Annotated in this window: 14 protein-coding genes; 7 read left to right on the top strand and 7 right to left on the bottom strand. The window is 73.3% G+C overall.

The features are described 5' to 3' along the window. Positions 1 to 152 precede the first annotated feature (152 nt). A complete protein-coding gene (locus tag ACIBO8_RS28150; protein ID WP_396118342.1) occupies positions 153 to 1,055 on the top strand; it encodes a universal stress protein in 903 nt (300 codons plus the stop codon). On the opposite strand, the gene ACIBO8_RS28145 is transcribed toward ACIBO8_RS28150, so the two are convergent. The 4 genes from ACIBO8_RS28145 to ACIBO8_RS28130 all read right to left on the bottom strand — a co-directional run bounded on the left by ACIBO8_RS28145 (position 1,009) and on the right by ACIBO8_RS28130 (position 5,437). Next, complete coding sequence (locus ACIBO8_RS28145; RefSeq protein ID WP_396118340.1) at positions 1,009 to 1,710, bottom strand: VanZ family protein; 702 nt, start codon at positions 1,708 to 1,710, stop codon at positions 1,009 to 1,011. The two genes, ACIBO8_RS28150 and ACIBO8_RS28145, sit on opposite strands and share 47 nt — an antisense overlap. A 43-nt stretch (positions 1,711 to 1,753) precedes the next feature. After that, complete coding sequence (locus ACIBO8_RS28140) at positions 1,754 to 2,545, bottom strand: SAM-dependent methyltransferase (protein ID WP_396118339.1); 792 nt, start codon at positions 2,543 to 2,545, stop codon at positions 1,754 to 1,756. 51 nt (positions 2,546 to 2,596) lie between these two features. Further along, positions 2,597 to 3,943, bottom strand: coding sequence for a GDSL-type esterase/lipase family protein (locus tag ACIBO8_RS28135; RefSeq protein ID WP_396118337.1), 1,347 nt, complete (start codon positions 3,941 to 3,943; stop codon positions 2,597 to 2,599). Positions 3,944 to 4,006: 63 nt separating this feature from the next. Continuing rightward, entirely contained in the window at positions 4,007 to 5,437 is a 1,431-nt protein-coding gene (locus ACIBO8_RS28130) for an amino acid permease (protein WP_396118336.1), read from the bottom strand. A 245-nt stretch (positions 5,438 to 5,682) separates the two neighbouring features. Here ACIBO8_RS28130 and ACIBO8_RS28125 point away from each other — a divergent pair, with 245 nt between their 5' ends. The 4 genes from ACIBO8_RS28125 (at position 5,683) to ACIBO8_RS28110 (ending at position 9,877) form a co-directional block, all read left to right on the top strand. Next, positions 5,683 to 6,576, top strand: a complete 894-nt coding sequence (locus tag ACIBO8_RS28125) for a helix-turn-helix domain-containing protein (protein WP_396118334.1) — start codon at positions 5,683 to 5,685, stop codon at positions 6,574 to 6,576. Positions 6,577 to 6,784: 208 nt separating this feature from the next. Continuing rightward, positions 6,785 to 7,033, top strand: coding sequence for a hypothetical protein (locus ACIBO8_RS28120; RefSeq protein WP_396118333.1), 249 nt, complete (start codon positions 6,785 to 6,787; stop codon positions 7,031 to 7,033). Between the two features lie 103 nt (positions 7,034 to 7,136). Beyond that, a complete protein-coding gene (locus tag ACIBO8_RS28115; protein ID WP_396118331.1) occupies positions 7,137 to 7,778 on the top strand; it encodes a hypothetical protein in 642 nt (213 codons plus the stop codon). Beyond that, positions 7,775 to 9,877, top strand: a complete 2,103-nt coding sequence (locus tag ACIBO8_RS28110; RefSeq protein ID WP_396118330.1) for a bifunctional polysaccharide deacetylase/glycosyltransferase family 2 protein — start codon at positions 7,775 to 7,777, stop codon at positions 9,875 to 9,877. The genes ACIBO8_RS28115 and ACIBO8_RS28110 overlap by 4 nt, the downstream gene beginning before the upstream one ends. Before the next feature lie 48 nt (positions 9,878 to 9,925). Here the strand turns inward: ACIBO8_RS28110 and ACIBO8_RS28105 are convergent, their stop codons facing one another. Beyond that, entirely contained in the window at positions 9,926 to 12,181 is a 2,256-nt protein-coding gene (locus ACIBO8_RS28105; protein ID WP_396118328.1) for a catalase, read from the bottom strand. Between the two features lie 76 nt (positions 12,182 to 12,257). Then, positions 12,258 to 13,388, bottom strand: coding sequence for an RNA ligase RtcB family protein (locus ACIBO8_RS28100; protein WP_396118715.1), 1,131 nt, complete (start codon positions 13,386 to 13,388; stop codon positions 12,258 to 12,260). Between the two features lie 191 nt (positions 13,389 to 13,579). Here ACIBO8_RS28100 and ACIBO8_RS28095 point away from each other — a divergent pair, with 191 nt between their 5' ends. Next, positions 13,580 to 14,491 (top strand): AEC family transporter, encoded by a 912-nt coding sequence (locus ACIBO8_RS28095; RefSeq protein WP_396118327.1) that lies wholly within the window; start codon positions 13,580 to 13,582, stop codon positions 14,489 to 14,491. A 34-nt stretch (positions 14,492 to 14,525) separates the two neighbouring features. Continuing rightward, positions 14,526 to 14,918, top strand: a complete 393-nt coding sequence (locus tag ACIBO8_RS28090; RefSeq protein ID WP_396118326.1) for a YkvA family protein — start codon at positions 14,526 to 14,528, stop codon at positions 14,916 to 14,918. 206 nt (positions 14,919 to 15,124) lie between these two features. On the opposite strand, the gene ACIBO8_RS28085 is transcribed toward ACIBO8_RS28090, so the two are convergent. After that, a complete protein-coding gene (locus ACIBO8_RS28085; protein ID WP_396118325.1) occupies positions 15,125 to 15,886 on the bottom strand; it encodes a calcium-binding protein in 762 nt (253 codons plus the stop codon). Positions 15,887 to 15,890 lie beyond the last annotated feature (4 nt).

Raw genomic sequence — 15,890 nt, 5'->3', positions numbered from 1 at the left:
GGGCCCCGAAGTCCACAAGGTCCTGTCCCATGGTGGGCACAACGGCTCTTCCCCACGGTGCTGCACCGGCGGATGCTGTAGTGAGGCCCCGCCGCGTCGTCCGGGCCAAGAGGCTTGGGGACCGAGGGCTGAGGGGCCGGGAGGTCGGGGTCATGACCACAGTCGCCGGAGCCGCCGTGATGGTCGGTGTCGACGGATCACCGCGGAGCCTGGACGCCGTCGAGGTCGCCGCCGCCGAGGCCGCCCTGCGCCGCCGCCCGCTGCGGATCGTGCACGCGCAGGCCGGGCGGGCGCCGCGGTCCGCGGGGACGGCCGACGCGGCCGGGGAGAACGCGGCGGCGTGCCTCGCCGAGGCCGTCCGGATGGCCGGGAAGGTGACGTCCGACGTGGCGGTCACCACCGAGGTCGTCCACGGGCGGCCGGCGGCGGCGCTGACCGCGCTGAGCCGGCACGCCAGCCTGCTGGTCGTCGGTGACCGCGGGCTCGGCGGCATGCTGTTCGGCTCGGTGCCGCACCATCTCGCCTCGCACGCCGGCTGCCCGGTGCTCGTCGTCCGCGGCGAACCGCGGACGGCCGGCCCGGTGGTGGTCGGCGTCGACGGGACCGGGGACTCGGCGGGGGCCGTCGACGTCGCCTTCGAGGAGGCGTCGCTGCGGTGCACGTCGCTGGTGGCGCTGCATGCCTGGTGCGGCACCGACGGTACGGAGCTCGACGGCGGCCTGCCGGCGCGGGGCGTGTTCCGGTCGGGCGCGGCGCAGGAGGAGCGAGTGCTCGCCGAGGCCCTGGCCGGCGCCGCCGACCGCTACCCCGAGGTGCCGGTACGACGGCAGGTCGTGCGCGGCCACGCCGGACCGCTGCTCACCGACTGGTCGGGCATGGCGCAACTGGTGGTCGTCGGCGAGCGGCGCCACAGCGGGCTTCCCGGCGCGATGCTGGGCTCGGTCAGCCAGCACCTGATCTTCCACGCCGACTGCCCGACGACCGTCGTGCGGGCGACGGCACCGGCGTTCACCGGGTCAGGTTCAGCGTGGTCTCGTCACCGGCTGCCGGTGTGAGAACCAGCGTCGGCTCGGGCACCGGCGACCATGACCGGGGTGCGGGGATGCGCGGCGCGACGGGCGCGGGCGGCCGGACCGCGACCGGAGGCCGGGCCGCGACCGGAGGCCGGGCGGCGTGGCGCGGCCGGGTCATGGCGCCGACCGCGAGCACGACCAGTCCGGCGGCGGCGCCGATCAGCGCACCGCCGGAGTTGTAGAGCCAGTCCGCCGCGGTGGCGACGCGTACGCCGCTGACGGCCTGCCACCCCTCGATGCCGAAGGACAAAGCCGCCCCCGCCAGCGCCGTCCACACCGGCCGCCGCGTGGCGAGCGCCCCGAAGAGCCCGAACGGCACGAACAGCAGCAGGTTGGCCATCTGCTCGTCCGGGGAGGTCGGCTGGTGCAGCTCGGCACGGAACGTGGCCACGTGCAGGAACGTGCGCACGTATCCGCCGACCCGGTACACCGCGCCGTCCTGCCAGCCCGGCGCCTCCAGCGGCGCGGTGAAGACGAGGATGGGTGCGAGGGACAGCAGCGCGAGCAGGGTCCATCCGGGCCGCCAGCCGAACAGGCGGGACACCGGGACGAACAGCACGGCGGCGGCCAGGGCGCAGCAGACGAGCAGCGGCACGGCGCCGGGGCGGTCCAGGGCCAGGTCGAGCTGATAGCGCATGGGGACGATCGTGCCCGCCGATGCGTAACGCGCGAATAAAGGCTCAGGGCTTGCGGCCCACGCCGCCGTAGAGGGCCGCCTGGGAGTCGGTGAAGGGCTCGGCACCGTCGGGCCGCCAGCGCAGGATCGGCACCACGCCCGGCTCGGCGAGCTCCAGGCCGGTGAAGAAGCGGGCCACCTCCGGCTGGTTGCGCAGCCGGGTGGTGATGCCCTGGCGCCGCATGATCTCGGTGAAGCGCGCCCAGGAGGCGGGGTCGTAGTCCGCAGTGATGTGCGAGACCACCAGGTAGCTGCCGCGGGGCAGGGCGCCCATGAGCTTGCCCACGATCGCGTACGGGTCGGCGTCGTCGTCGAGGAAGTGCAGGATCGCGAGCAGCAGCACCGCCACCGGCCGGTCCAGGTCCAGCGTCGCGGCCAGTTCCGGGGCGCCGAGGATCTCGTCGACGTTGCGCAGGTCGGCGTCGACGTACGCGGTCCGCCCCTGCGGCGAGCTGGTGAGCAGGGCCCGCGCATGAGTCAGCACGATCGGGTCGTTGTCCACGTACACGACGCGCGCGGAGGGGTCGGCCGCCTGTGCCACCTCGTGCACGTTGGGAGAGGTCGGCAGGCCCGTACCGATGTCGAGGAACTGCCGCACGCCCGCCTCGGCGGCCAGGAAGCGCACCGCCCGCCGCAGGAAGGCCCGGTTCTGCAGCGGCGCGGTGGCGGCGTCGGGGTTGACCTTGAGGCCCTGCTCGGCGGCGGCCCGGTCCGCGGCGAAGTTGTCCTTGCCGCCGAGCAGGTAGTCGTACACGCGCGCGGGGTGGGCTCGCCCGGTGTCCAGCGGCTCGGCCATGGTTCCTCCCGGGGTCGGCGAGCGTCCGCGTGCATCATAGATGCGAGCTGATCAGCGCGGCGAACCGAAGTCCTGGGTCCACCATGGTGCGCCGCTGCCGTCGCGGGCCACGCCCACGCCGACCTCGGTGTAGCCGCAGCGCAGGATGTTGGCGCGGTGCCCCTCGCTCTCCATGAAGCCGGTGAAGTCGGTCGTCGCGTCGTGCTTGCCGTACATGGCGATCTCGGGCGTCGCGAAGGCACCCGGGGCGACGTTCTCCGCGATGCCCGACCACCGGTAGCCGGCCGCCGTGATCCGGTCGCCGAGGCCGGCCTCCCCGGCCAGGCGATGGCTCATCTCCCCTTTCTGGGCCATCAACCGGGAATGGGTACGGGCGGCAGCCGTCAGCGTGCCGCTGCGCGTCACGGGACCGCAGCCGGCCCGCGCCCGCTCGATGTTGATCAGCTCGATCATCCGGTCCTCCACCTGGTCCTCGCCGGCCGGCGGCCCGTCCGGCGCCGGAGGCGTCGCCGGCTCGGAAGCGGGCACGGACGGGGGCGAGGACCGGGGAGTGGACGGCGGCGTGGCGGGATCCGAAGGCGGTGTCGTCCCGGGTACGCCGCCGAGCGCGGCACCGTAGGCACCCGCGTACCCGGCGGCGGTGGGATGGAACGTCTCCGTCAGCCGCCGCGGGTCAGCGGCCCGCAGCCACGGATCGGAGCTGCACGACTCGTGGCCCCGGAAGGCGTCACGCACGTCGGCGAAGCGGAAGCCCGCACGGCGCCCGGCCGCGGCGAGCGCCTCCGCGACCGCGTCCGCGTTGTCGTCGAGGCCGCGCAGCCCGGCCTCCTCGAGGTGCAGACCCGGGCAGATGCCGTCCGCCCCCACCGGACGCGGATAGCCGAGGACGGTCACCTCGGCGTGCGGCGCCCGGCGCCGGATCTCGGTGAAGAGCCCGGTCAGACGGCCGGCCAGCCGGTGCCGGGCGTACCACGTACCGATCTGGGTGGAGCGCCGGCACATCCGGTCGCTGCCGGCCAGGCAGGTCCGGACGGTCCCGGCGAAACCGGCGTCCTCGCCGCCGACCGTGACGGTCACCATGGCCGTCCGCTCGTCCAGCGCACCGAGCTGGGTGTCCTCGACGTCGGCGATCGTCGCGCCGCCGCACGACATGTCGGTGAGGGCGTACGCCGGGTGCGCCGCGGCCCACACCCGCGGATAGCCGAGCGGACTGCGCCGGCACTGCCCGCTCGCCGGGTCGTAGGGGTCCGCGCCGACTCCCGCGGCGTAGGAGTCGCCCAGGGCGACGTAGCGGGCCGGTTCCGCGCCCGGGGTTTGCGCCCCGGCATCGGCCGCGATGACGAATGCCGAGCCGGCCGCGAGCAGCATCGCCGCGGCGGTGACCGTACGTTTGAGCACCTGAACCTCCGGAAGGGATCGACGTCGTCGCCGCCCAGGCAACGGCCCGCCGGAGGTGCAGGTTCACGGGCGGCCGGGCGAATCCCGGTTCAGGAGCGAGTGGTGACGGCCGTAGAGCAGGTACACCAGCAGCCCCAGCGCGAACCAGATCACGAAGCGCAGCCAGGTGACCGGGCTCAGGAACGTGATCAGCCAGAGCGAGAAGAGCACGCCGACCGCCGGGATCACCGGCATCCCCGGCAGGCGGAAGGTGCGGGGCAGCTCGGGGCGGCGGTAGCGCAGCACGATCACGGCGACGCAGACGACGACGAAGGCGAGCAGGATGCCGATGTTGGTCAGCTCGGCCGCCTCGCGGATGGGCAGGAAGCCGGCGATGACGGCGGAGACCGCCCCGGCGATCCAGGTGACCCGGCTCGGCACCCGGCGCACCGGGTGCAGCTTGGCGAACCAGGCCGGGAGCAGGCCGTCGCGGCTCATCGCGTACCAGACCCGGGTCACGCCGAGCATGAAGGTGAACATCACGGTGAGGATGCCGATGATCGCGCCGACCGCGATGACGTCGGCGAGCCCGGAGAGGCCGACGGAGGCGAAGGCCGAGGAGAAGCCGCTCTCCGGGTCGATCTCGCGGTAGTTCTGCATGCCGGTGAGCACCAGCGTGGCCGCCACGTACAGCACCATCGAGAAGATCAGCGAGTAGACGATCGCGCGGGGCAGGTGCCGGCGGGCGTCGCGGGACTCCTCGGCGGCGGTGCTCATGGCGTCGTAGCCGAACACCGCGAAGAAGACCGTGGCCGCGCCGGTGATGGCCCCGCCCACCCCGAACGGGAAGAACGGCCGGTAGTTCGCCGTACGGATGTGGAAGACGCCGACCGCCACGACCAGCAGGACCACCAGGACCTTGATCCCGACCACGACGGTCTCGGTCCGGGCCGCCGCCCGGATGCCCAGGTTCAGCAGGTACGCGATCAGCAGGCACAGCAGCACGGCGAACAGGTCCACGACGTGCCCGTCACCGGTGCCCGGCGCGCCCAGCGTCCAGGCCGGCAGGTGGATGCCGAGCTCGCCCACGAGGAACGCGAAGTAGCCCGAGATGCCGATCGCCACCACGGACACGATCGCGGTGTACTCCAGCAGCAGGTCCCAGCCGATGAACCAGCCGACGATCTCGCCCAGCACCACGTAGCCGTACGTGTAGGCGGAGCCGGCCTTGGGGATCATCCCGGCGAACTCCGCATAGGACAGGGCGGCCGCGGCGCTGGCCACGCCGGCGATCAGGAACGAGATCAGCACGGCCGGGCCGGCGGTCTCGTGGGCCACCGCGCCGGCCAGGGCGAAGATGCCGGCGCCGATGATGCCGCCGACACCGATGGCGGTGAGCTGCCACAGCCCGAGCGTGCGGGACAGGTCCGCCTCCCGCTCGTCGGAGACGTCCTCCACCGGCTTGCGCCGGAAGATCCCCTTCCCGGATCCGAACCGCTCCGGTGTCGTGGTCATGACGTCCTCCCCTGTTCGTACGCACGCGCCTGTCAACGGCGTACCACGTCAAGCCCGAGGATGCATCTACAGGCGTGGATTGGTGCGCCGCCGCGACGGGTCGGCGACCGGGTGACACGCATGGAAAAGGGCCGCCGCACCCCTAAGATCGTGCAGGTGGCTCTGCATTGTCGAAGGAAGCTGCACGTTTGGATGCACGTGCATCAGGTTATGGAGTTCCCCGAGAGGACCGAGGGCTGATCGGGGTGAGCGGATTGATCGCGGCTCGTCAGGATGCCGGCACCGGGCCCGCCGCGCTGCGCATCCGGCTGGGCACCAAACTCCGCCGGCTGCGCAAGGACCGGGAGATCACCCGTGAGGCGGCCGGCTGGGAGATCCGCGCCTCCGAGTCGAAGATCAGCCGGATGGAGCTGGGCCGGGTCCCGTTCAAGGAGCGCGACGTCGCCGACCTGCTGGCCTTCTACGGTGTACCGGAGTCCGAACGCGACGACCTGCTGGCCCTGGCCCGCCAGGCCAACGCGCCCGGCTGGTGGCAGGAGTTCGCCGACATCGCGCCGCCCTGGTTCCTGTCCTATCTGGGCCTGGAGGAGGCGGCGTCGCTGGTCCGGGCGTACGAGGTCCACTTCGTCCCCGGCCTGCTGCAGACCGGCGACTACGCCCGCGCGGTGATCACGCACGGGCACGCCGACGCGCCGCCCGAGGAGATCGAGCGCCGGGTCGCGCTGCGGCTGGGCCGGCAGCGGGTGCTGCACCGGCCGGATCCGCCGCAGGTATGGGCGGTCCTCGACGAGGCGGTGCTGCGCCGGCAGTTCGGCGGCCCCGAGGTGATGCGGGGACAGATCGAGGCGCTCGTCGACGCGGCCGAGCTGCCGCACGTGCACATCCAGATCGTGCCTTTCCACGCGACGGCGCACGCGGCCGCCGGCCTGCCCTTCGCCATCCTGCGCTTCGCCGAGACCGAGCTGCCCGACGTGGTCTACGTCGAGCAGCTCACCACCGCCCTCTACCTCGACAAGCCGGGCGATGTGGACCTCTACGCCGAGACGATGGAGCGCGCCTGCCTCGAGGCGGAGCCGCCGGACCGGACCTCGGCGATCCTCCACAAGATCCTCGACGAGCTCGGCACCGCGGAGCTCTGATCAGTCGGTCGGGCTCCTCCGAACGGTGCACTTCAGACATCCGTTCCTGTTGTCTTGTGAGCCAATGTGCATATGCACGTGCAGGAGTACTTGCATCGTCGCTGGCATATGGCCATGCTTGGGCACGTGCGCCGCTCGCGCGCACCCGCCGGCGATCCCGGCGGCGTCCCGGCCCGGTCGCGGGCCCCGGCGGACCAGGAGTGGGTGGATGGACAGGAATCGCGGCCCCGCCGCTCCGGTGAGCCTCTTCCCGGAGGCGGACTACCGGTTCGGTGCCGGGCCGCTGCGGATGCGCGTCGAGCGGGTGGACTGGAACAGGCCGGTGCATTACGACAACGACAGCTGGTACGAGGTGGACGGCGTCGAGGTGACCGCGGACGGCCGCGAGATCGGCCGCCGGCAGGCCCTGGTCCGGGGACGCAGCCTCACCTCGCTGCCGCGCAACAGCCGTCCATGACCTGCTGACCCCGCTCCTCGAACACCACCTCCGTCGTCCCGGGTCGTTGTTCCCGATACGTCCGGATAACGGACGATCCAGTCGGACGGCAGGAGGGCGAGCGGTGGCCACGCGGGACACAACACCGGTGGGCGAGGTTCCCGTCTTCGTGGACGGCACCGGCCGGCGCAGGCGCCGGCTGGTGGTGGGCGGCCGGCTGGTCATCGCCGTCCTGGCCGCGATGACCGCGGTGACCGTCGCCGGCCTGGTCGGTGGGGCGCGCCTGCCCTTCCTGGCGCTGCCGGCTCCCCTGGCACCCCGCACCACGCACAAGGCGCAGCCTCCCTCGGCGGCCGGCGCGGTGCCGCCGGTCCAGCGGCTCCCCCGGCGCGAGGCAGCCACGGCGGCCCGGCCGGTCCTGGAGACCGCGGGAATCCGGGCGGCTGCGGTGATCGGCCCTACTGCCGTGGCCGGCCCGGCTACCGTGGCCGGCCCGGGTCCCGTCGCTGGCCCGGGTGCCGTCGCCGGCCCGGGTGCCGTCGCCGGCCCGGCTCCCGACGGCCGCCCGGCGGGAGCGCCGGCAACGGCCGTGACCGGCGCACCACCGCCTCTCCCCTCGCCGAGCGCCCGCGACGCGGCCACGCCCGGCACCACACCGTCGGCGTCGGCCACCACCGGGCACACGCCGAAGCCGTGCCGGACCACCGGCAGGAAGCCGCCGCGGTCCGACGCCGCCTGCCGCGCCCGTCCCGGGCACAAGAGGTGACCGGCGCCCGTCCCCTGTCCCGCTGGGTCGGCCTCGGCATCGCCCTGGTCCTGCTGCTGATCGCGCTCTGCGTCAACGGGTACGTCCGGCACGTCGGCGGGGAGGGCACCGGCGTGCCGCGGCACACCGGCCGGCCGATCGCGGCGGACCCGGCGATCCGTGCCGGCGGGCCGGTCCTGCGCGTGGCTCCCGGGCAGCCGATCCGCAGCCTGCGCCCGCCGTCGCGGGTCCTGGCGCTGACCTTCGACGACGGGCCGGATCCGGTCTGGACCCCGCGGATTCTCGACGTGCTGCGCCGCCACGGCGCCCACGCGACGTTCTTCGTCGTCGGCGCCAAGGTGGCCGAGCACCCCGAGCTGGCCCGCCGGATCGTCGCGGAGGGTCATGAGCTGGGCGTGCACACGTACACCCACGCCGAGCCGGCCGCGATCCCCGGCTGGCGGCAGCGCGCCGAGCTGGCCGCGACGCAGGCCGTCATCGCCTCGGCCACCGGCACCCGGACCCGGCTGCTGCGGCCGCCGTACGCTTCCACCCCCGCCGCGGTCACCCGGGCCGACGCCGAGGCGATGAACCGGGCCGGGGCGGCCGGCTACCTCACCGTGCTGGCCGATCGTGACAGCCAGGACTGGCGTCGCCCGGGCACCGCGGCGATCGTCCGCGCGGCGACGCCGCCCGCCGGGAACGGCGCGGTGGTGATGTTCCACGACAGCGGCGGCGACCGTGCCCAGACCGTCGCCGCCCTCGACCGGCTGCTCGGGGCCACGCGGGGCTATCGCTTCGCGACGGTGTCCCAGGCCGTACGGCTGGACCCGGCACCGCCCGCCCCCACCACCCTGCGCCTGCGCGGGTACGCGCTGACCGGGGTGCAGCGGGCCGGAGCCGTCGCGGCCTCGGCGATGTCGGTGCTGCTGGGTGCGGCGGTCCTGCTCGGCGTCGGGCGGCTGCTGACGCAGCTGTACTACTCGCGGCGCCACGTCCGGCGAACCCGGCGGCAGACGCACCGGCAGGCCCGCTTCGGTACGGTCAGCGTCATCGTGCCGGCGTACAACGAGGCCGCCAACATCGCCGCGACGGTACGGTCCCTCGCCGCCTCGGACTACCGGCCGCTCGAGATCGTCGTCGTGGACGACGGCTCCACCGACGACACCGCGGGCATCGTCACCCGGCTGGGGCTGCCCGGCGTCCGGGTCGTCCGGCAGGAGAACGCCGGCAAGCCCGCCGCCCTCAACACCGGCATCGCGGCGGCCACCGGCGACCTGCTGGTTCTCGTCGACGGCGACACGGTGTTCGCCCCGGACGCGATCAGCCGGCTCGTGCAGCCGTTCGCCGACGTCTCGGTGGGCGCGGTGTCGGGGAACACCAAGGTCGCCAACCGCGGCGGGCTGCTCGGCCGCTGGCAGCACCTCGAGTACGTGATCGGGTTCAATCTGGACCGCCGCATGTTCGACCTGGCGCGGTGCATGCCGACCGTGCCGGGCGCGATCGGAGGGTTCCGGCGAACGGCGCTGGCCGACGTGGGCGGGGTGTCGCAGGCCACCCTGGCGGAGGACACGGACCTCACCATGGCGGTCATCCGGGCCGGCTGGCGCGTCGTCTACGAGCCGCACGCCGTCGCCTGGACCGAGGTGCCGGCGAGCCTCGGGCAGCTGTGGCGTCAGCGGTACCGGTGGTGCTACGGCACGATGCAGGCGATGTGGAAGCACCGCCGGTCCCTGGCCGAGCGCGGCCCGGGCGGCAGGCTCGGCCGGCGCGGGCTGGCCTACCTGCTGCTGTTCCAGGTACTGCTGCCGCTGACCGCCCCGGCCGTGGACGTGGCGGCGGTCTACGGAATCTTCTTCCTGCCCTGGCCGCAGATCGTCGCGACCTGGGCGTCCTTCCAGGCGCTGCAGATGATCACGGCGGCGTACGCACTGCGCCTCGACGGCGAGCGGTTCGGGCCGCTGTGGAGCCTGCCGCTGCAGCAGCTCGTCTACCGGCAGCTGATGTACCTGGTGGTGGTGCACGCGACCGTGGCGGCGCTGCTGGGCGACCGCCAGCGCTGGCAGCGGATGCACCGTACGGGTCAGGCGGAGCTGGCTCTGGCCGCCCGCCGGACGTGAGCGGGCCCGCCCTGCGGCACAGGACGGGCCCGGAAGGCACGGCAGGGCTCAGGCGACGGAGGCGGGGAACCGCTCCCACACCCGGTGCGCCGCCAGCAGCTGCTGCACGGCGGTGAGGGCGTCCTCACCGGACTCGGCCGTCACGACGCCCGGCGTACCGGCCACGCCGGCCTCCTGGAGCACGGTGCGGCCGTTGCCCCAGGCGCCGATCGCCTTGGCGTGCCGCCACGCCTCGCCGACCAGCAGCAGCACCCGCGGGTCCACCGCGATCGAGCCGGCCGCGCCCGCCTTGGCGTCGCGGGCGGGCAGCGCGTCCGGGGCCGGGGCCGGGGCGCCGGCCACCAGGATCGCGTCGAACTCGACGGAACGCGCGGTGGCGAAGGTGCGCTGCACCGGCATGCCGTCCACCATGCCGCCGTACGGCGCGATCAGCAACGGCACCATGCCGGCGGCGAACACCGCCCGGCGCACCGAGCCCACGTCGTCGAGGTCCACGGCCGGGTCGACCACGATGCCGATCAGGCGGCCGTCGGTCGGCCAGGTGCGGCCGACCTGCGACAGCGCCGGGCTCGCCTGAACATCGGCGAGCGGCACGGTCGGCTCCGGCACGGGCAGCCCCAGGCCCTTGGCGACCTCCGCGCACAGCACCGGGTCGATGTTCGCCAGGCACTGCACCTGGCGCTCCTTGATCGCCTGCTCGTAGCACTTGCCGAGCTCGAAGGTGTACGCCCGGATGATGTGTTCCTTCTCCACCGGCGACATGCTCTGCCAGAAGAGCCGGACCTGGCTGTAGTGGTCGTCGAAGGTGGCCGGGTTAGCGCGGACCTTCGGCGCCTCGGCCACCACCACCGGCAGGTCCAGGAAGGCGTTCTCGTCGGTGGTGAACGGGTTGCCGCCGTCCAGCGAGTTCGGCCGGTACGGCGCCACCCCCGCGTGCACGGCGTGCTGGTGGAAGCCGTCGCGGAGCATGTCGTTGACCGGCGCGTGCGGACGGTTGATCGGGATCTGCGAGAAGTTCGGGCCGCCGAGCCGGGTGAGCTGCGTGTCCACGTACGAGAACAGCCGGCCCTGCAGCAGCGGGTCGTTGGTGACGTCGATGCCCGGCGGCAGGTGGCCCAGGTGGAACGCCACCTGCTCGACCTCGGCGAAGAAGTTGCGCGGGGTGCGGTCGAGCACCATCTTGCCGACCGGCTGCACCGGGGCGAGCTCCTCCGGGACGATCTTCGTCGGGTCGAGCAGGTCGATGCCGGCGAAGGTCTCCTCGGGGGTGTCGGGGAAGACCTGGATGCCGAGCTCCCACTCCGGGAAGGCGCCGGCCTCGATGGCGTCGTACAGGTCCCGCCGGTGGAAGTCGGGGTCCACGCCCGCGGCGATCTGCGCCTCCTCCCAGTCCAGGGAGTGCACGCCCAGCTTGGGCTTCCAGTGGAACTTGGCCAGCACCGTCTTGCCGGCGGCGTCGACCAGCCGGAAGGTGTGGACGCCGAAGCCCTCCATGGTCCGGTACGAGCGCGGAATGCCCCGGTCGGACATGTTCCACATGGTGTGGTGCTGAGCCTCGGTGTGCAGGGAGACGAAGTCCCAGAACGTGTCGTGCGCGCTCTGTGCCTGCGGGATCTCCCGGTCGGGGTGCGGCTTGCCGGCGTGGATCACGTCCGGGAACTTGATGGCGTCCTGGATGAAGAAGACCGGGATGTTGTTGCCGACGAGGTCGAACGTCCCCTCATCGGTGTAGAACTTCGTCGCGAAGCCGCGGGTGTCGCGCACCGTGTCCGCGGAGCCGCGGGAGCCGAGCACCGTGGAGAAGCGTACGAAGACCGGCGTCTCCTTACCCTTGGCCAGGAACCCCGCCTTGGTGACCTCCGCCGCGGTGCCGTACCCGGTGAACACGCCGTGGGCGCCGGCGCCGCGCGCATGCACGACCCGCTCCGGGATGCGCTCGTGGTCGAAGTGAGTGATCTTCTCGCGGAAGTGGTGGTCCTGCATCAGGATCGGGCCGCGCGGCCCGGCCTTCAGCGAGTGGTCGGTGTCCCGCAGGCGCGCGCCCTGCGAGGTGGTGAGGAAGGCGCCCTGCTGCCCCTTCGTCTCGGCCGGGGCGCCGGTCTCGGCACCGGTCGGCGTCCGGGTGTCCGGGGCGCCCTGCTCCTTCTTCGGCGGCAGCGGGCCCTTCGGGGTGGTCGGCTCCTCGACGGTGGCCGGGGCGCTGCCCGGCGCGCCGGGGACGTCGGACGTCAGGGCCTCCGTCACCTTGGCGGCGGCGGCCTCCACGACGTCCTTGACCGCCTTGACCGGCTTGCTCGAATCCATCTGACCCCGTCCTCCATGAGCGGTATGTTCCAGCGCTGCACGGCTACCCGGGGCTCGAGGGGCGAAACCTGCGCGGTCAGCGCCGTCCGTGGCGGCGGTCACCCGCCGTCCGCTCCGCCGTCTTGTACGTGACCAGCGGGACGGTCGTGACCACCGGCGTGGCGAGCCCGTGCGCGACCAGGTCGCCGACCACCTGCTCGATGCGCTTGTACGCCGTCGGAGCCTCCTCGAACAGCAGCTGCCGGTCCCCGCACACCACCAGCGATCCCACCGGCGTACGGCGCAACTCCTCCACCGTGTGCTTGGCCCGTCCCCGCTTCAGGGCGTCCGCCCGGGACATCTTGCGTCCCGCGCCGTGGGCGACGGAGAACCCGGCGTCCGGCCCGGCGTGGGCCGCGACGAGGTAGGAGTGGGTGCCCCGGGTGCCGGCGACGAGGACGTCGCGCCCGTCGCCGCGCGCGGCGCCCTTGCGGTGCAGGTAGAGCCCGTCGCGCACCTCGACGAGGTTGTGGCACTCGTCCACGATCGGCTCGGCGGGCCGAGCGCCCAGGGCCCGGGCCACCCGGTCGGCCATCAGCCGCCGGTTGAGCGATCCCCAGGCCACCGCGGCGTCGTGCGCCGCCAGGTAGGCCGCCGGGTCGGGCGCGGGCCCCGCGCCGTGCGCCTCGGTGTGCGCCCGCAGGATCCGCTCCCCCAGGCCCCGCGAGCCGCTGTGCACGATGAGCACGAGATCGCCGCCGGCGAGCCCGAGGCGGGCGGCGTGGCCCGGGTCGAGGACGGCGTCGATCCGCGCCAGCTCGACGAAGTGGTTGCCGCGGCCGACCGTACCCAGACTCTCGACGTGACCGGCGGGGATGTCGCCGTCCACGTCCGCCGGCTCCAGCGGGCGGTCGAGGTCGGGGAACCGGGCGGCGAGCCGCTCGGGCACCGGCCGCTTGAGCTTGATCGGGAACACGGCGATGCCACACCCGATGTCGGAGCCGACGAGGAACGGGTAGAGCACGGCGGAGAGCATCGCGGCGCCGATGGGCGCACCCTTGCCGGGGTGCAGGTCGGGCATGCCGGCGACGTGACGCATGCCGTCGAGGGCGGCCACCTGGTGGCACTGGGCGACGGCGTCGGACTCGATCCAGCTCGCCGGCGAGGCGAGCACGGTGACGGTGGACAAGAAACGTTCTCCCTGGACAGGGTCCGGACGGACTGCGATACAGCCGGACTGCGATACAGCCGGACTGCGACACAGCCGGACTGCGACACAGCCGGACAGCGACACAGCCGGACAGCGACACAGCCGGACAGCGGTGCGGCGGGGCGGGTGATCCGTCAGAACGTCATGCGCCCAGCTTCCCGGGGCGGCCCGGCGCCGGCAACGGATTTTCACCGGTTAGCGTGTCGGTAATGATCAAGGCGCTCTCCGGGTTCGCGCTGATCGGCGTGATCGTGCTGATCGGCTGGGTGGCCCGGCGCCGGGCCGGATTGCCGCCGGACGCGGAGGCGGTGCTGGGCCGGCTCGTCTACACCGTCATGACGCCGTGCCTGCTGTTCACCGGCGTGGCGGCGGCCGACCTCGGTGTGCTGCTCAGCGAGCCGCTGCTGGTCTCCGCCGCGGCCGCCGCCCTCTGCTTCGGCGCCCACGCGCTGGTCACCCGGCGCCGGGACCGCGGCACGCGGATCGTCGGCGCGCTGACCGCGGGCTACACGAACGCGAACTACATCGGCATTCCCGTCGCGACGTACGTGCTGGGCGACGCCGCGCTCGTGGTGCCGATCGTCGTCCTGCAGCTGCTGATCATCACGCCGGTCGCGCTGACCTTGCTGGAGGTCGCCACCACCGGGCACGCCTCACTGCGTACCACGGTGACCGCGCCGCTGCGCAACCCGCTGATCGTGGCGGTCCTCGCCGGGATCGTGTCGTCCCTGACCGGCGTGCGTCTGCCCGCGGTGCTGGCGCAGCCGGTCGCCACGGTCGGGTCCGCGGCCGTACCGGTGGTGCTGCTCGCCTTCGGCATGTCCCTGTCCGGACGCGCGGTCCTGGCGCCGGGCCCGGACCGCGTGGCGACGATCGCCGCCGTCGCCCTCAAGACCGTCGCCATGCCGGCGATCGCCTTCCTGCTCGCCGCCGCGCTCGACCTGCCCCGCGAGGCGGCCTATGCGGTCACAGTCCTGGCCGCCCTGCCCACGGCCCAGAACATCTTCCTGTACGCGCAGAGCTTCGGCACCGGCCTGATCGTGGCCCGCGACGCCATCTTCCTGTCGACCATCGCCTGCGTACCCGTGCTCCTGATGATCGCGGTGTTCTTCACCCACTGATCCACCCCCGGCATAGACTCGCCGGGGAGGTGCCATGCGCAACTGGCTCGCCGGGCTCGGCGTCGCGGTGCTGTGCCTGGTGCTGAGCTGGGGGCTGCTGCTGATCCTCGCGCGCCGCCTGCCACCGGGCATCCTGCGCGACCTCGCCGCGTTCATCCCGGACTGCGTGACCACGGTCCGCCGGCTGCGCAAGGATCCCCGCGTGCCCCGGCGCGCCCGGATCGCCATCATCGTGGCGGGCGTCTGGGTGGCCAGCCCCGTCGACCTCATCCCGGAGTTCATCCCGATCATCGGCCCGCTCGACGACATCGTCGTGGTGGCGCTCGCCCTTCGGTACGCCGGCCGCCAGGTCCCACGGGAGGTGCTGCTCGCGGCGTGGCCCGGCGAACCGCGGCTCATCGAGCGGCTCCTCGGCGACGTCCGCTGAGCCGTGCGGTTCCCGCCGCGCCCGGCGCTGGCCGCACCGTATACCGTCGGCGTCGGCATTCCTTTTTCAGCGGTCATTCCCGGGGCGAGGAACTCGGTTTCGGACCACGGCCATGAACCGAGTTCGACAATTTCGGCACCGAAAAGTATTGCGGGCCGGGAAACGGATTTGCCGCTCCGAGTCCCGGCCCGCGGCAGCCCGTCCGCTCACGGGCAGTTCAGCATCGAGTCCCCGGTGTCGCGGGTGCAGCTGTCGAAGCCCGTCCCACCGTCGAGAGAGTCGTTCGCCACGATGCCGTCAGCGGCGTTGAGGGTGTCGTTGCCCTGCTCCCCGATGAGCGTGTCGTTGCCGCTGCCGCCGGTGCTCGTGTCGTTACCCTCGTTGCCGTTCACCGTGTCGTTACCGCTGTCGCCGTTGAGGGTGTCGTTGCCGGCGCCGCCGCTGATGGTGTCGTTGCCGGCGAGGCCGGAGATGGTGTCGTTGCCCGGTCCACCGATGATCGTGTCGTTACCGGCCGTGGCCGCCATGCCCGTCTTCGCCGGGTCGTCACCGATGAGCCGGTCCGCCTGCGGGCCGCCCTCCAGCACGTCGTCCTCGTCGCCGCCGTAGACGGCCGCAGGAACGTCCACATTGGGCAGGATCCGGACCTGGTCGTCGAGGTCGCCGCTGTAGACCTCCACCGCGGTCACCGGCAGCGGGCACTGAGCCGTGTTGGCGCCCGCCTGCTGGCAGCCACGACCGGCGGACACCGGTGCGGCGCCGTCGGACACCGTGATGACGGAGCCCTGCCGCTGCACCCGCAGGTCGTTGGCCACGCCCGGCCCGGCGACGACCAGCACCACGTTGCCCGGAGTCTTGGTCACCGACGTGGGCTCGGCGAGGCGGTCCGCGCGGGCGCCGGCCGCCGCCGGCGAGCCTGCCACGAGCAATCCCATCGATGCGGCCGCCAGAGCCCTTCGTGCTCTCATCATC

This window comes from Actinoplanes sp. NPDC049681 (genome assembly GCF_044465265.1).
Classification (GTDB): Bacteria; Actinomycetota; Actinomycetes; order Mycobacteriales; family Micromonosporaceae; genus Actinoplanes.
The sequence above is the reverse complement of the archived record's forward strand: the minus strand, read 5'-3'. Positions and strand labels throughout refer to the sequence as shown.

Excerpts from the sequence above, each read along its gene's own strand:
- ACIBO8_RS28130 (WP_396118336.1), bottom strand. The coding sequence starts at position 5,437 with ATGACCACGACACCGGAGCGGTTCGGATCCGGGAAGGGGATCTTCCGG.
- ACIBO8_RS28085 (WP_396118325.1), bottom strand. The coding sequence starts at position 15,886 with ATGAGAGCACGAAGGGCTCTGGCGGCCGCATCGATGGGATTGCTCGTG.
- ACIBO8_RS28105 (WP_396118328.1), bottom strand. The coding sequence starts at position 12,181 with ATGGATTCGAGCAAGCCGGTCAAGGCGGTCAAGGACGTCGTGGAGGCC.
- ACIBO8_RS28145 (WP_396118340.1), bottom strand. The coding sequence starts at position 1,710 with ATGCGCTATCAGCTCGACCTGGCCCTGGACCGCCCCGGCGCCGTGCCG.
- ACIBO8_RS28140 (WP_396118339.1), bottom strand. The coding sequence starts at position 2,545 with ATGGCCGAGCCGCTGGACACCGGGCGAGCCCACCCCGCGCGCGTGTAC.
- ACIBO8_RS28120 (WP_396118333.1), top strand. The coding sequence starts at position 6,785 with ATGGACAGGAATCGCGGCCCCGCCGCTCCGGTGAGCCTCTTCCCGGAG.
- ACIBO8_RS28095 (WP_396118327.1), top strand. The coding sequence starts at position 13,580 with ATGATCAAGGCGCTCTCCGGGTTCGCGCTGATCGGCGTGATCGTGCTG.
- ACIBO8_RS28150 (WP_396118342.1), top strand. The coding sequence starts at position 153 with ATGACCACAGTCGCCGGAGCCGCCGTGATGGTCGGTGTCGACGGATCA.
- ACIBO8_RS28090 (WP_396118326.1), top strand. The coding sequence starts at position 14,526 with ATGCGCAACTGGCTCGCCGGGCTCGGCGTCGCGGTGCTGTGCCTGGTG.